Origin of the sequence: Enterocloster sp. OA13, assembly GCF_022440595.1 — a bacterium.
Classification (GTDB): Bacteria; Bacillota; Clostridia; order Lachnospirales; family Lachnospiraceae; genus Enterocloster; species Enterocloster hominis.
In genome coordinates, this window is record NZ_JAKNTF010000001.1 from 1,358,784 (window position 1) to 1,373,988 (window position 15,205).

General features: G+C 42.5%; 11 protein-coding genes. All 11 read left to right on the plus strand.

Annotated features, from left to right (window positions below):
- The first annotated feature begins 55 nt into the window (after positions 1-55).
- The 11 genes from MCJ35_RS05940 to MCJ35_RS05990 all read left to right on the plus strand — a co-directional run bounded on the left by MCJ35_RS05940 (position 56) and on the right by MCJ35_RS05990 (position 15,180).
- Complete coding sequence (locus tag MCJ35_RS05940; RefSeq protein WP_240299393.1) at positions 56-1,510, plus strand: Gfo/Idh/MocA family oxidoreductase; 1,455 nt, start codon at positions 56-58, stop codon at positions 1,508-1,510.
- Complete coding sequence (locus MCJ35_RS05945; RefSeq protein ID WP_025482513.1) at positions 1,507-2,670, plus strand: sugar phosphate isomerase/epimerase family protein; 1,164 nt, start codon at positions 1,507-1,509, stop codon at positions 2,668-2,670. The genes MCJ35_RS05940 and MCJ35_RS05945 overlap by 4 nt, the downstream gene beginning before the upstream one ends.
- On the plus strand, positions 2,664-3,608 hold the full coding sequence (locus MCJ35_RS05950; RefSeq protein ID WP_025482512.1) for a sugar phosphate isomerase/epimerase family protein: 945 nt from the start codon (positions 2,664-2,666) through the stop codon (positions 3,606-3,608). The genes MCJ35_RS05945 and MCJ35_RS05950 overlap by 7 nt, the downstream gene beginning before the upstream one ends.
- Positions 3,574-4,686, plus strand: coding sequence for a Gfo/Idh/MocA family protein (locus MCJ35_RS05955; protein WP_240299394.1), 1,113 nt, complete (start codon positions 3,574-3,576; stop codon positions 4,684-4,686). The genes MCJ35_RS05950 and MCJ35_RS05955 overlap by 35 nt, the downstream gene beginning before the upstream one ends.
- Positions 4,687-4,929: 243 nt before the next feature.
- Entirely contained in the window at positions 4,930-7,467 is a 2,538-nt protein-coding gene (locus tag MCJ35_RS05960; protein ID WP_240299395.1) for a hypothetical protein, read from the plus strand.
- Between the two features lie 75 nt (positions 7,468-7,542).
- Positions 7,543-8,271 carry a glycerophosphodiester phosphodiesterase family protein gene (locus tag MCJ35_RS05965; RefSeq protein ID WP_025482510.1) on the plus strand — a complete coding sequence of 243 codons (729 nt, stop codon included), beginning with the start codon at positions 7,543-7,545 and terminating at the stop codon, positions 8,269-8,271.
- Between the two features lie 27 nt (positions 8,272-8,298).
- Positions 8,299-9,462 carry a methyltransferase domain-containing protein gene (locus MCJ35_RS05970; RefSeq protein ID WP_025482507.1) on the plus strand — a complete coding sequence of 388 codons (1,164 nt, stop codon included), beginning with the start codon at positions 8,299-8,301 and terminating at the stop codon, positions 9,460-9,462.
- 130 nt (positions 9,463-9,592) lie between these two features.
- A complete protein-coding gene (locus tag MCJ35_RS05975; RefSeq protein ID WP_025482506.1) occupies positions 9,593-10,444 on the plus strand; it encodes a LicD family protein in 852 nt (283 codons plus the stop codon).
- Complete coding sequence (locus MCJ35_RS05980) at positions 10,437-12,737, plus strand: NTP transferase domain-containing protein (protein WP_051400542.1); 2,301 nt, start codon at positions 10,437-10,439, stop codon at positions 12,735-12,737. Before MCJ35_RS05975 ends, MCJ35_RS05980 begins: the two co-directional genes overlap by 8 nt.
- A gap of 27 nt (positions 12,738-12,764) precedes the next feature.
- Complete coding sequence (locus tag MCJ35_RS05985; protein WP_240299396.1) at positions 12,765-13,994, plus strand: glycosyltransferase; 1,230 nt, start codon at positions 12,765-12,767, stop codon at positions 13,992-13,994.
- A gap of 19 nt (positions 13,995-14,013) precedes the next feature.
- Positions 14,014-15,180, plus strand: a complete 1,167-nt coding sequence (locus MCJ35_RS05990; RefSeq protein ID WP_240299397.1) for an FkbM family methyltransferase — start codon at positions 14,014-14,016, stop codon at positions 15,178-15,180.
- The last annotated feature ends 25 nt before the right edge of the window (positions 15,181-15,205 follow it).

The window sequence follows — 15,205 nt, forward strand, 5'->3', positions numbered from 1 at the left end:
TTGCCGAAATGCGCCGATATAAGTACATAGGTAAACAGAAAGGGACGGATTACATATGAAAAAGGTGATTACATATGGCACGTTCGACCTGTTCCATGAGGGGCATTATAAATTACTGGAGCGTGCCAGGGCGTTGGGGGATTATCTGATTGTAGGTGTGACCACGGAACATTTTGATGAGATAAGAGGCAAGGTCAATGTGATAGATTCCATACTGGAACGCATTGACAATGTAAGGCAGACCGGATTTGCAGATGAAATCATCATAGAGGACCATGAAGGACAGAAGATTGAGGATATCCAGCGTTACGGTGTGGACACCTTTACGGTTGGTTCTGACTGGGTGGGAACCTTTGATTACCTGAAAGCATTCTGTAACGTGGTATATCTGGAACGGACCCCGGATGTCTCGTCCACACAGCTGCGGGAGAGCCGTTTCAGGATTGTGAAGACAGGTATCATCGGTACAGGGCGCATTGCCCCCAGGTTTGTGGCCGAAGCTAAGTTTGTCAGCGGAATCAACATCATATGTGCGTATAATCCGGAGAAGGAGAGCGCCCAGGCTTTTACAAGGAAATGTGGGATTAAATGTTACACAAGGGATTATGGGGCATTTCTTGACAAGGTGGACGCAGTGTACATTGCATCGCCTCATGAGACACACTACGATTACGCGAAGCGGGCCCTAGAACAAGGGGTCCATGTGTTGTGTGAGAAACCCATGACCTTTACAGAGACGGAGACCGTGGAGTTATATCAGCTGGCCAGGGAGAAGCGCTGTGTTCTGATGGAAGGTATCAAAGCAGCCTACTGTCCTGGCTTCCAGCAGTTAATCAATGTTGCGAAAAGTGGGAAGATTGGGGAGATACGCGACGTGGAAGCCTGCTTTTCCAGGATAGCGGACACAACTGCCAGGGAGATGACAGATGAGAATTACGGAGGCGCATTCCTGGAATTTGGCGGATATGCGCTGCTTCCGGTCATCAAGCTTCTGGGAACAGACTTTGAGGATATAAGGATAGACAGCATACCGGCGGAAAACGGCATTGACCTTTACACTAAGATTCAGTTTAAATATAAAAACGGCCTGGGGCTTGCCAAGGCCGGCGTGGGCGTCAAGTCCGAGGGCCAGTTGGTGGTGGCGGGCACAAAGGGATACATCCTGGCCCAGTCGCCATGGTGGCTGACCAAACGGTTTGAGATACGCTATGAGGACCCAACGGTAATAGAACGGTTTGAGCCCAACTTCCAGGGAGATGGACTGCGGTATGAAATCAGTGAATTCGTGTCCAAGATTAATAACCCGGATTTATGCCATTTCAAACTGACGCCTGAGGAGTGCACTGCCATGGCCAGGGTGACCGAGGCGTTTATGGGGCAGAGGAGAGGGTGGTGGGAGAAGCGGGAACGGGCGGGATTAGGGATTGCGTCAATGGTAATACCAGCTTCAGGGATTACTTCAGTGGCGGCATCAGAAATGACATTAGTAAGGCAGGTAGCGAAGGTATGATAAGAGGAATACGGTATTGTGCCGGGATGGACATATGGCAGGTTGAGGATGCAGGGATTGGCCTGGTGGAATATGTGTTTGGACGGGAACTGGAAGGGGAAAACCAACAGGCGGGAATTCTTTTGACCACAGGCTGGATAACCGGACTATCCATCTCATTTACTGATGTGGAAGATGGAAAGTTTCCAGAGGCTCTTGACAGGGCCTCCGGGTTAAATGCTTCTTATCTGGTAATAGAAACAGCTGGAGCCAGGGGCGGGATGGACATATGCCGGATTCTGATGGATTACCTGGAAAAAATAAAGCTGGCCGGAGTGAAGATATATATCGAAAATGGATATAGCCGCAAAAATGATTCCCTCTATGACCAAATAACAGGGAATACATATTCTGAGGCGTCCTTCCTGGCAGGAATAGTGGACCGGTTGAATCGGGAAACAGGGACAGGGTGTTTTGGGATCTGCCTCAACACAGGACATGGGAACCTGCTTAGAAGGAACCTGTGTGGGATGATTGAATATCTGGGCCGGCGGATTGGTCTCGTTCATGCCACCGATCATGATGGAAACAGCAGCCAGTGCCAGATGCCGTATACATTCACGAAAGGGAGAGGGGAACTGACAACAGACTGGTACGGTATCATAGGTGCCTTGGCAATGACTGGCTTTAAGGGGGCGGTTGTATATGATATTACCGGTCTTTTGGAAGTTTCACCTGCCTGTCTGCATCCTGGCTGGTACAGGCTGTTATCCTCTGTTGCGTTGGAATGGGAAAATATTCTTGAACTTGAGGTATTTTTAAAGGAAACCTTACAAGTGGATTTTAATGAAGCCGGGAAGAGGGGGGGACCGGTCCTCTTCGGTGCAGGGAGAATGTTCCTTAATTATATGGATGTATGGGGGGATGCATACCCGCCGTCTTTTATTGTTGATAACAACGAAAAGCTGTGGGGAAGTATGCTGAGGGGCATCTGCATCCGGCCTCCGTCTGCACTTTTAGGGTGCAAAGGACATCCTCCCTTAGTCTTAATCTGCAATATGTATCATGTAAGTATTGAAAAACAGTTAAAGGCCATGGGAATAAGATGGCGCAGGTATGATGATAAGTATTTTTTCAGATATCAGGATTTTGGCCGGAAACAGGGAGTAGACGTATGTTGAAGATAGGGGTACAGTCCAAAGGAATCCTGGACAGTGAAAGACTGAATCTGGCGGATGGGTTCGAACAGATTAAGAATGCCGGATTTGACTGCATTGATTTAAACCTGGATGTATTCCTGAAAAATTCAGAGCTTTACCAGGGAGAGATGAACCAGTTCTTTGAGCAGGATACGGGAGCACTGAGACAATATTTCACTCCCTATGACCAAGGGGCAAAAAGGTTCGGCCTTACCTATTCCCAGATGCATGCACCATATCCGGTATGGGTTCAGGGAAGGGATGTGCAGAACTGTCACATGATAGGAAACGTGATTCCCAGATGTCTGGAAATAGCCGGATTTCTGGGGATTCCTTACGTTGTAATCCATCCCTTTAAGATGCAGTACAGACAGGCCTGCAAGGAAGAAGGGAGACAGAACCTGAAGTTTTTCCAGGGTTTGATTGAAACAGCCAGGGAGAACCATGTGATAATCTGCCTGGAAAACCTCTATGAATCCATTGGCGGCCGACTGGTGGAGGGAGTATGCTCCGCACCGGAGGAAGTCATATGGTATATTGACAGCCTGAACCAGGCTGCAGGGGAGGAACGGTTTGGATTCTGTCTGGACACCGGACATTTAAATCTGGTGAGACGGTCTCCTTATGAAACAGTCCAAAGGCTGGGGAACAGGATTAAGGTCCTTCATCTCCATGAAAATGACGGGATGGACGATCTGCATCAGATTCCTTACACATTCGGAAGAAAAGCAGGGGATGGATTTGACTGGGAGGGACTGCTTGCGGGGCTTCGGGAGACAGGATATGATGGAGTGTTGAATTTTGAGACATTTCCTTCCATGAACAGCTTTCCGGATAGCGTGAAAATGGATGTGCTCAAGACAATTGCCGGAATAGGGAGATACTTTGCCGGCCAGATTGGAGCGGATGGGCAGGCATGAATGGAAAACATGGACGGAAGATGGGATGGAAGGGATGGCAGGCGGTATGCTACATGCAAAGGGACAAGGTAAAAGGACGCAGAGGGCAGGCGTTATCGGTACGGGGAGGATTGCCGGCCGTTTTATGCCGGAAGTATGTCTGGTAAGCGGTATCCGTGTACAGGGTGTTTATAATCCTCACCGGGAAAGCGCTGAACGGTTTGCCTCCAGGTGGGGGATTGAGGCATATGGGGATTTAACATCATTCTTTCAGGGGATTGACCTTGTATATGTGGCTTCCCCTCATGAAACACATTATTCCTATATTAAGGCAGCCCTTAGGCAGGGAAAGCATGTACTGTGTGAAAAGCCTCTTGTCCTTAAGCGGAGTCAGGCTGAAGAGCTGTTTGCTTATGCCGGGGCACATGGATTGGTATTATTGGAAGGGATAAAGACGGCCTTCTGCCCTGGTTTTGGGAAACTGCTGGAACTGGCACGCAGCGGAGCTATTGGGAACATACGTTATGTGGATGCCTGTTTTACCAAGCTGGAATCCGCAGAGAGCAGGGAACTGAATGACAGGACCTATGGGGGAAGCTTTACGGAGCTTGGAAGCTATTGCCTGCTTCCGGTTATAAAGTTATTGGGAAATGGATTTGAAGACATACGGTTTGAATCCATAAAAGGAGATAATGGGCTGGATGTATTTACAACGGCATCCTTCCGGTATCCTGGCGGACTGGCGGCAGTGGTCTGCGGTTTGGGCGTAAAGGCAGAAGGAAGGCTGATGATAGCCGGTACTAACGGATATGTCATAGCACAGGCGCCGTGGTGGAAAACCACGGATATGGAAGTGCATTATGAAAATCCGCTGGAAGTGGATAAGGTTTCAGAGCCGTTTCAGGGGGATGGGCTGCGCTATGAGATACAGGCTTTTTTAAATATGGTGAATAAAAAGGGGGACTGGGGATTGGGCAGCTCCTATGGGATGCGTGAGGATTATGGAGTGCATGGATTTGGAATGACACCGGAGGATTCCATTACTTTGGCGGATATCATGGGGAGATTCATGGAAAAGGAGGGCAGGGACCAAGGTTGAATCTGGAGAGGTTGGAGGAACTGGGGATTACGGATGTTGAAAAGACGAAAAATTAAGGTCATAGTATTATCTTTTGTCGATTCATGCCGATAACCATATATATACTTCTAAATACTAATATTTTTTAAAAGTGTACTATATCAGAGCCATGGGAATCAGCTGGTTGAGGTGCTGCCTGCAAAGGACATTAGCAGGGAGTGCGGCCGTTGCCATATTTAAAGCAGGTTAAGAGGATAAGAAGCAATGAGGAAAGCGCAGAAGAAGAAAGCCGAGGACTTTATAGAGCTGTTAGGGCAGGCCCATGAGGAAATCCGCAAGGCGGTAGAGTCAAAGAAAGATGGAATTGCCATGGATTTACTGGGGCAATGCCAGGAGGGCGTCATTGAGTTAGGGAAGCTGATTGAAGGGGCGGAAGGGGAAGGATTCATGACCATTCCGTATCTGGAGGATTATTGTAAGCTGACCTATTGGATATATCGGGAGATTGAAGACGGAGGGAGTGGCGTTGACGCAGATAAAGCCTATGAACGGCTTCAGATGTCACTCGTCCCCATTGGGGCCAGTATAAAAAATGATATAAAAGTCAGGTTGGAAATTCTATTCCTTCCTTATAAAGCGTCTATGTGGGATTCGTTAGAGAGTGTCTGGATGGCGGCAGACGCTGACCCGGACTGTGATGCATATGTGATGCCCATTCCTTATTATGAGCGCAATGCAGACGGCTCTTTTGGGACATGCCATTACGAAGGCGGGGAACTGCCGGATTATGTCCCGGTAACACATTATGAGTCTTACTCTTTGGAAAAAAGACAACCGGATATCATATATATCCATAATCCATACGACCATGGGAATTATGTGACAAGCGTGGATCCAATCTATTATTCCAGCCATTTGAAAAAATACACAAGCGAATTAATATATATACCGTATTATGCGACGGCTGGCGATATGAGTGAAGGGCAGTCCCTGTGTCCGGCCTATCACAATGCGGATTATATTGTGGTACAGGCGGAAAAATACAAACAATTTTTCAGCCAGGCCATACCGCGGGAAAAGATACTGCCATTAGGTTCGCCGAAGTTTGACAGGATTCTCCGGCTGTGTGGGAATCCGCCGGAACCTCCTGTGGAGTGGGAGGCGGATATGGCTGGAAAAAAGGTGTATTTTTATAATACCAGCATTAACGGCATGCTGTCAGATACAAAACGATTTTTATTAAAAATGGAATATGTATTCAAGTGTTTCCGAGGAAGAAAGGATGCCTGCCTTTTGTGGCGCCCCCATCCTTTGATGGAAACTACCTTCCTGTCCATGAGGAAGGGGTACAAACCATTTTATGATGAATTGAAGCGCACTTTCATACAGGAGCACCTTGGAATTTACGATGATACTCCGGATATTGAGAAAACGATTGCGCTTTGTGACGCCTATGTGGGGGATGCGGGAACCAGCGTGACTTCCATGTTCGGTATTGCAGGAAAGCCTGTGTTCATATTGAATAACTTAATCAATACATTGCCCGAAGCGGATGACTGGCGTGGCGGGATTATCAATGGCTTTTTCTTCGATGGTCCGGACGAATGGATGGTAACACAGGGAAATAAGCTCTACCATTCGCCAGACTGTGATTATCATTATGAATTTTACTGCGATTTATCTGAATATACGTCTGGTGATTATTATCTCCGGGCAGTGGAGATGAATGGAAGGATATATGTATGTCCCGCGAACGCCCAGGATATCCTGGTTGTCTCTGACCATAAGATAATTGAGAAGATTGCGCTGAAACGTTATACCGGACAGCGGGGGGCGTTTTGTAATGCGTGGAGGATTGGTAGATACCTCTTCCTGATTCCTTTTAAATATCCGGCTATTGTCCGCTATGATACAGAAAACGGCGGGGTGGATTACATCACGGGATATAATGATATTTTCATCAAACATGCACAGGGGGAGTGGAGGATTGGCGGGAGCTGTGTATGGAAGGGAAGGCTGCTGCTTGCCTCGCCAGCTGATGACAAGGTTCTCGTAATCGACAGTGCAGGGATGGAGGCAAGGGTGCTTACAACAGGCAGCGCCAGCGGATGTGGCTGTATAGGCATGATTACTTATGCAGGTGGAATCTGTATGCTTCCATATGCAGGTATAACGGTCGGTTGCTGGAATCCGGATACCGGGGAGCTGACCGAATATACGGATATACCGGAGGGATTCCAATGTAAGGACAGATTATCCGGCCTTCCTAGTTCAGAACATCCGTTTGGGTACCCAGCGGTTTACCAGAATGAGATAGTCCTGCCGCCAGTATGTGGGAACATGTTCCTGTCAATTGACATGGGAGCTGGAACCATACAGGAGTGGGAGCCTCCCTTCACGGTTTCATGGGAAGGACGGAATGGATATTTCCCAGTGGGGATGGTAGGGGTGTTCTTGAGGAGGACGGATACATTGGGGAAGGGGACATATCGTTTTTTCTATGAACCGGAACGAAAGCTGTATGATATCAATATCAGGACCAAGGAATTTAAGGAAATAGGAATTATGTTCGACTTGGATGAACTGCTTGGACACGAACCGGGTTTTGGTCGAAACTCAGACTGGTTCAAATACGGTTGTGTGGAAAATGCGCTGTATTCGTTAAAGGATTTTCTGGATGGAACCGATAAAGGCCATCCCTTTAACCGGGAAGAGCAGTTGAAGGCTTACAGGGAAATTGCGGAAAATAGTGATGGAACCTGTGGAAAAAGGATACATGCGTTTGCGTGCGCAAACGTGTGAAAACCAGAGGTTCCGTGACGCCGTTGCAACGGTGGATATAAGGGAGCGTTTTATGATGGCGGGAGGGAAGAGGCATTGAAGATATGGGCGCATAGGGGCTGCAGCCAGAATTATCCGGAAAATACGATACTTGCGTTTGAAAAGGCAGCGGGACTGAAAAACCTGGAAGGTATCGAGCTGGATATCCAGCTTACAAAGGATGGTCAGATGGTTGTGGTCCATGATGAGAGGGCAGACCGCACCACGGATGGAACCGGATATATCCGGGATTATACATTGGCGCAATTAAAGAGGCTGAGGATAGACGCGGGGCCTCTCCCTTGCCAGGCAATACCGACAATGGAGGAAGTATTTGACCTGTTGGAAGACCGTCTGAGAGCTGGACTGAAGCTTAATATTGAATTGAAGAACAGTATCTGTCCATATGAGGGCATGGAAGAAAAGATTGTGGCTATGGCGCGTAAAAGGGGCTTAACGGGCGCGGTCATATATTCAACCTTTTATGCCAGGTCACTGGAAAAAATCAGGATGCTTGATCCGGACGCGGAGCTTGGAATATTGGATACAAAGGCATCGGACTGTCTGTATAAGCTGAAGGGCGGGTGCGGGGCCAAGGCGTTGCACCCATTCTGGAGGTCAATGGATCTGCCGGCAGAGGAACTAAAGGGGTATAGGGTGCGGGCATGGATGTCAGGGCATCTGTACCCGGAGCGGCCTACGGGTACAAGGCTGGATTTAATGAGGCTTGAGGCGCAGGGGATTACGGATGTGTTCCTGAATGAGCCGGAGGAATACCTTGGATAAATTATAAATAAGCAGGAGGCGGGCGTCATGGATAAGAAGCGGGAAGCGGTTATATGGGGAGCCGGAACGTATGGGAAGATACTATTGGAGGTATGTCGTGAATTGGACGGATTCCATATAACCGCATTTTATGATATCAATGCAGATATACAGCAAACGTATATAAATGGAATAGAGGTTTATACAGAAGAAAAGTTTGTGCGCTACATGAAAGACCATCCGGAAGCGATTGTCATCATAGGGGTGATACATACTGAAGCAGTTAATGAGATAAAAAGAGGGATGGAAGAATACGGCTTAACAGAAAACCGGACCATGAATCAAAGAGACATCGCAAGAGAATATAGGGAATACATTAAAAACAAAGGGCTTCCAAATAAATATGAAATTGATTATGAAGGACAGATAGCAGTATGGGTTGATAACCTGATGGAAGAAGTGGGTTTTTGGTGCAATGAGGTGGCGAAAAAACAGAAGGGAAGTTATGCCGGTCAAATGCGGGCTGAACAGTTTTCATGTGATAGGGTAATGTCAATTGTTAAAGAAAACGACATTGTTATTGATGTTGGCTGTGGGTTAGTACCTCAATATGGCATGGAGCTTCCTGGGGGTGGGGGAGTGGAACTGCTGTCGATAGATCCACTTGCCCCATTTTATAACCAGATAAATCAAAAGTATGCGGATAAAGCCCCGGAGATTAGGTTTGGATTGTTTGAGTTCCTGTCAAAAAGCCTAAAAAAAGGATATGCAGATATCATCCTGGTGGATAATGCGTTAGACCACTGCATTGATCCATTCATGAGTATCCTTCAATGCTTGTGTGTTTTAAAGCCTGGAGGTTGTCTTTCTTTAAAGCACATTAGTAATAACGCGGTGTACGAATTATATCAGGGGTTACACAGATGGAATTTAGACTGTGAACAAGGCGATTTTATTATTTGGAATCAGGAGAATTATATAAATGTGTCCAAAAGATTGGAAGGGTCGGTAAGGATTGATGTGAAACAGGATAAGGAGTCCCTTCAGGGCTGGAATAATATTGTCGTAAATTTAACACCTTCAGAAAAATATAGGCTGGAAGATTTTATCAGCCCAAGCCAGGAAGGGCATCAGATGGCAGTAATTATCAAACATTTATTTGAATGGATGGCTGATTCGGAGAATAACAGGGTGTTTAGGAAGATGCTGTAATCTGTCTTCGGATTTAACATATGGGGTTCCATTCAGCAAAGTGCGTGATGGATGGTGTGGAAGCCCTCTAAAAGCCGGTAGTCCTACAAGCTAATAAAGAATAAGCATAAAACTAAGGTGGTAACATTGGATGCTTAAAACGGAAAACCAGAGACATGTGTTGACAGAGACAGAATTAAAACGGTTACAGGGTATAGAATTGGAATTATTAGTGGAATTTGATAGGATTTGCCGAAAGCATGGTATTATATACAGCATCGATGGCGGTACACTTTTGGGAGCGGTGCGGCACGGGGGATTTATCCCATGGGATGATGATGCAGATGTTATCATGGTTCGCTTTGAATATGAGAAATTCAGGTCAGTTGTAAACAAAGAATTAAATAAAGACAAATTTTATTTTCAAGATATGGATAATACCCCTGGATACCGATGGGGGTATGGAAAACTGCGCCGAAATAATTCAAGTTTTATTCGATTGAATCAAGAGCATATGCCATATGAGCAAGGAATTTTCATGGATATATTTGTATGTGATAATGTTCCGGATAATTATTATATAAGAAGTATATGCAATTTCATAAGTTTTATATATAGAAAATTTTTTTGGTCAAAGATTGGAATGGAGACGGAAAGAGGAATAAAAAAATATCTGTATTGGATTATGGCAAAGATACCGGAAAAAAGACTTAAATATAGTTACCGTAAATATGTAAGATATAGAAATAAAAAAATGTCAAATTGGGTAAAATGTCTGACATTCCCGGCATGTAATAAAAGCTATGGTTATAAGAGGGAATGGTATGAAGATACAATCGATATACCTTTTGAAAATGTAATCTTAAAAGGCAGCAGAAAAAAAGAAGAGTATTTGCATTTTTTGTATGGGGATTTCATGTCGCTGCCTCCCATTGAAAAACGAAAAGTACATCCTGTTTCAAAAATAGAATTTCCTTTTGCTGGGGGTATAACAAATGAATAAGATAATGTTTGATTTATTAATGTATATGGAAAATGGAGAGCAATGGAATAGCAGAGAGATTGCTAAGGAACTTTATAAGCCTTATTCCATAATAGATACAGAACTGGCTAATTTGATTCAGGAAGGATATATAGAGAATGGAATCCTTACAACGAAAGGAAAGGATTATTTACAGAATCATAGGGTAACAAATGCCATAATTTTGGCAGCAGGTGTTTCTTCAAGGTTTGTTCCTTTATGTTTTGAGAAACCCAAGGGTATTCTACCCGTAAAGGGAGAGGTGATGATTGAGCGGCAAATCCGTCAGCTTCACGAGGTTGGCATAAATGATATTACTGTGGTTGTGGGATTTATGAAGGAACAGTTTGTCTATCTTCAACAAAAATATGGAGTAAATATTATCGAAACAAATGATTTTAAAATTCGGAACAACCATGCAAGTGTGTGGGCTGCAAGGGAGAGGCTGGGCAACACCATCATAACATCTTCGGATCTATACTTTAACAAAAATATCTTCCAAAAATATGCTTATGATGCATATTATTGCACAATCTACAAAGAAGGAAAAACGGAAGAAAGAGGCATCAAAACGGATGCTTATGACAGGATTCTGGAAACGCGATATGGTGTGGCAGACTCATGGGTAACTCTGGGCTATGCTTATTTTAACAAGCGGTTTTCAGATAATTTCATTAAAATCCTTACCGATGAATTTGACAGACCAGAGACAGTAAACAAGTTTTGGGCAGATATTCAGGATGAACATTTGTCCGAGCTATATATGTACGCAAAGCGGGTTGATAATAATATTATTTACGAGTTTGATTATTTGGAGGAATTAAGAGATTTTGATGAAGTTTATTTGTCAGATTCCGGATCATCCCTGATGCGAAAAATTGCAACGGCTTTAAATACGGCAGAGAAGAACTTATCAAAATTTACACCTATCACAAAAGAAGACCTAAGTAAAGGATTCACATTTTCTTTTGAACAGAGAAAGTACATATGCAAAATTGACGATAATCTTGAGGTGACTGAAATACGCAGATATGATGATAAGCTACAGGAATTAGTTAATATTACTGAGAGCTTTACAACCTATTATCATGATACACTGCCTTTATGTGCTGCGGAAAATGTCATTTCTGATTTTGGGAACATGCCTTTATCCATGGGCTTTCAGGAACGCTATATTGTAGGTAATACATATTCATATCTAGAGGATAATAATTTTATCGGAAGTACCTATCTCTTACCATTTTATGAAATGATTTCTGAAGAATGCCAGACAATCTTTGGAGCAAAATATACAGATTCCAGAACCCTGACAGGAATGAATTGTCTGATGATTGTTTTGATGTCGTTGGCGAAGAACGGTGACAGTGTCATGATTTTAGGGAGCGCAAGTGGTGGACACGCATCGGTGAAACCGATTTGTGAGAGGTTAGGCCTGGTTGTTAAGGAAGTGCCATATGATTATAAGAACTTTGATTTAGATTATACGAAACTTAATTATATATTATCAGAAGAGAAAACTGATTATATACTTTTGGCGCCATCTGATATTATAAGTCCTTTAGACATCGGAAAAATTAATTTGAGACAGACCGTCCTTTTATATGATGTAAGTCAGATGCTGGGACTTATTGGAGCAGGACTGATTGATAATCCATTGAATATAACTGACAATATAGTTATGTTTGGTGGCACGCATAAGACCTTCCCCGGACCAGCATGTGGACTTATCATGACGAACAATGATTTCCTGCATGAAAGATTGGAGACAACAATTAATCCGATTTATATCAGGCATACTCAGATGCATCAAAAGGTAAGCCTGTTATTTACATTGGTAGAGTTTGAAAATTTTGGTCATGCTTATCAGGAACATATTGTGGCATTGGCGAATGAACTTGGCAGAAGTTTATGGGAATTGGGAATGGATGTTGCCAAAAAAGATGGCAGATATTCCAGAACACACCAGGTATTTATACGGACAGATAAGAAAACAATGGATTGTATTTTTGATAATAGTGTAAAATATGGGATTACTTTAAATAAAAAAAGTAAGGAGTTGTTTTCTGGTTATGGAATACGCTTGGGAACTCAGGAAATCGCCAGATATAATTGGCCGCTAGAGTCTATGAAGAATGTAGCGCAGATAATTAAGACTATTTCAGAAGAAAACATAAACATTGAAAAGCTTACTGCATTGATTAATGGACTGCCGGAAAAGAAGATACAGTTTACATTTGATGAAAGTGCAGCAAATTATTTCCGTAAGTATTTATAAATTCATAGAAAGAAGAGGAACGTGTTTATGGATGTATTACTTAGCATTATTGTTCCAATTTATAGAGTTGAAGAATATTTGCGGCAATGCATTGACAGCATTATCAGTCAAACATATAAGAGGTTGGAGATACTCCTGATTGATGACGGCTCTGACGATAACTGCCCTTTTATTTGTGATGAATATGCGAGAATAGATAAAAGGATAAAAGTGATTCACAAAACGAATGGGGGGTTAGATAGTGCCCGTAAAGCGGGAGTTATGGCTGCTACAGGTAAATATGTGGGGTATGTGGACGGCGATGATTGGGTTGAACCACAAATGTTTGAGAGGCTGGTATACTTAGCTGAAAAGCATAAGGTAAGCGTTATAGAGTCAGGAATAATAGATACAGCAGGCGATTATACTTATGTCAGGACATCAAGGCAAAAAGAAGGAGTTTATATAGGGGAAGATTTTGAAAGGGAAATTGAACCTTATGTGTTGTATGGGGGGGAGTTTTTTGAATATGGAATAACCGCCAGTTTATGGAATAAAATATTCGAAAGGGAATTAATAAGGAAGTACCAGATGTTACCTGAATTAACTGCACATTTATTGGATGATTTAATGTGTTCCCTTCCATGTATTGTGGATGCAAAATCAATTTGCATTACATACGAGGCATTTTATCACTATAGAGTAAGAAATAATTCATATAAATATACCATAAGAAGGGATATAGCCGAAATAGTCAGGAGATGTTATCCTGGATGGATTGAACGTTTTTCTGCTGCAAAAAAGGCATCCCGCATAGATAAACAAATGGAGTATGTTGCGATGTATCTTTTGCTGATGAAAGCAATCTATGTATTTGATGATACAAAGGATGGGAACATACTTACTCCGTTTGGCGGTATTGAGGGAAATAAGAAAATTGTATTATATGGAGCTGGTGCAACAGGAATATATATATATGACTATTTAGTAAAACAGCAGGGGATGAATGTAATATGGGTTGATAAGAATCACAAAAATCTGCAAAGTAATTTGCCAGTTATCTCACCCGACGCCATTAAAGAGTTTGATTTTGATTATATTGTAATATCTGTATTATGGGCTTCAAAAGTCAATGATATAAAGAGAGAACTAATTGAATTTGGTGTGTCTGATAGAAAAATCAGATGGATTTGTGATAAATATATTTCAGAGCCACAATTGCTGCTAAAAAAAGCTCGAATTAAAGGTATTGCTATTTTTCCACGATTACAAAATTGACAAATAGGAGATTAGGATTATGGATGTACGAAGATGCTTTCCTTGTGATGAAAAAGTGGATAATAAAAGCTTTGAGAGCAGGATAGAGCGGATATATCATGCTTTGTTAGATGAAAAGTCCCAATATATTTTTTCTTGTAGAATGATGTATAGCCTTACAAAGGATTATAAATATATCTCGAAAATTTTAGCAAAAACTGATGCAGGTAGACAATTTTCTGAAAAATTAGATTCGGTTATTAATGAAGTTGGTTTTTTTAATGGAACAGGTATTGATTGGTGTGGGTCTGGGGAGTTTGGTGATTGTTTGGTTGGGGATGGGCAGGGGGCGTTAATATATGGTGCCGGTATTAAAGGTACCCGTCTTGTCCAACTTTTCCCGGAGAAGAATTGGAAGGGGTATATTGATCGATATAGGAGAGGAATATTAAATGGGCTCCCAATTTTAGGAATTAATGAGTGTAATAATCTTTCTGATAAAAGTATTGTGATATCAAATACAATGAACCCCTATGATATAAAAAATGATTTAGTAAATGAAGGTGTTTCAGAAAAAAATATTATTATTTTAAGAGAATATGATTCTATTGCTGGACAAAATATTTATTTTGATGATGCGATACTGCGGAATGTGAAAGAAATTAAAGGTGCGTTTATTGATGTGGGATGTTATGATGGCGCAGATACCATAAACTATTTCAAACGAACCGGAAATATTAATGCACCAGTAATTGCTATTGAAGCAGATGCAACAAACTATAATATCTGCAAGAAAATCTTGCAGGCTTATAAAAATGTATCTGTAATTAATGTAGGATTATCGGACAAAAAAGAAGTTAAAAAGTTTAATCAAATAAGTACATCAAACTCTAAATTTTCCGAGAGTGGAAATGTCGAAGTAAAAACAGTTCCTTTAGATACAATTGTAGAGAAGCAAAGTGTTGGATTTATAAAGATGGATATAGAAGGTTATGAGGAAAGGGCTCTTAGGGGAGCAATGAAAACAATAATTGAACAACATCCAATATTAGCTATTAGTATTTATCATAAGCGTTCTGATATATGGAAGTTGCCGGAACTATTACTTGAAATGAATCCGGGATATAGGTTTTATTTGAGACATTATACAGTTGGGGTGACTGATACAGTGATTTATGCAATCGATAAAAGAAACTTAATAGTATAGGGAATATGAATAAAAAAATTCAGTG

Coding starts and splice junctions, on each gene's coding strand:
- MCJ35_RS05940 (WP_240299393.1), top strand. CDS start 56: ATGAAAAAGGTGATTACATATGGCACGTTCGACCTGTTCCATGAGGGG.
- MCJ35_RS05980 (WP_051400542.1), top strand. CDS start 10,437: ATGAATAAGATAATGTTTGATTTATTAATGTATATGGAAAATGGAGAG.
- MCJ35_RS05975 (WP_025482506.1), top strand. CDS start 9,593: ATGCTTAAAACGGAAAACCAGAGACATGTGTTGACAGAGACAGAATTA.
- MCJ35_RS05990 (WP_240299397.1), top strand. CDS start 14,014: ATGGATGTACGAAGATGCTTTCCTTGTGATGAAAAAGTGGATAATAAA.
- MCJ35_RS05945 (WP_025482513.1), top strand. CDS start 1,507: ATGATAAGAGGAATACGGTATTGTGCCGGGATGGACATATGGCAGGTT.
- MCJ35_RS05950 (WP_025482512.1), top strand. CDS start 2,664: ATGTTGAAGATAGGGGTACAGTCCAAAGGAATCCTGGACAGTGAAAGA.
- MCJ35_RS05970 (WP_025482507.1), top strand. CDS start 8,299: ATGGATAAGAAGCGGGAAGCGGTTATATGGGGAGCCGGAACGTATGGG.
- MCJ35_RS05985 (WP_240299396.1), top strand. CDS start 12,765: ATGGATGTATTACTTAGCATTATTGTTCCAATTTATAGAGTTGAAGAA.
- MCJ35_RS05960 (WP_240299395.1), top strand. CDS start 4,930: ATGAGGAAAGCGCAGAAGAAGAAAGCCGAGGACTTTATAGAGCTGTTA.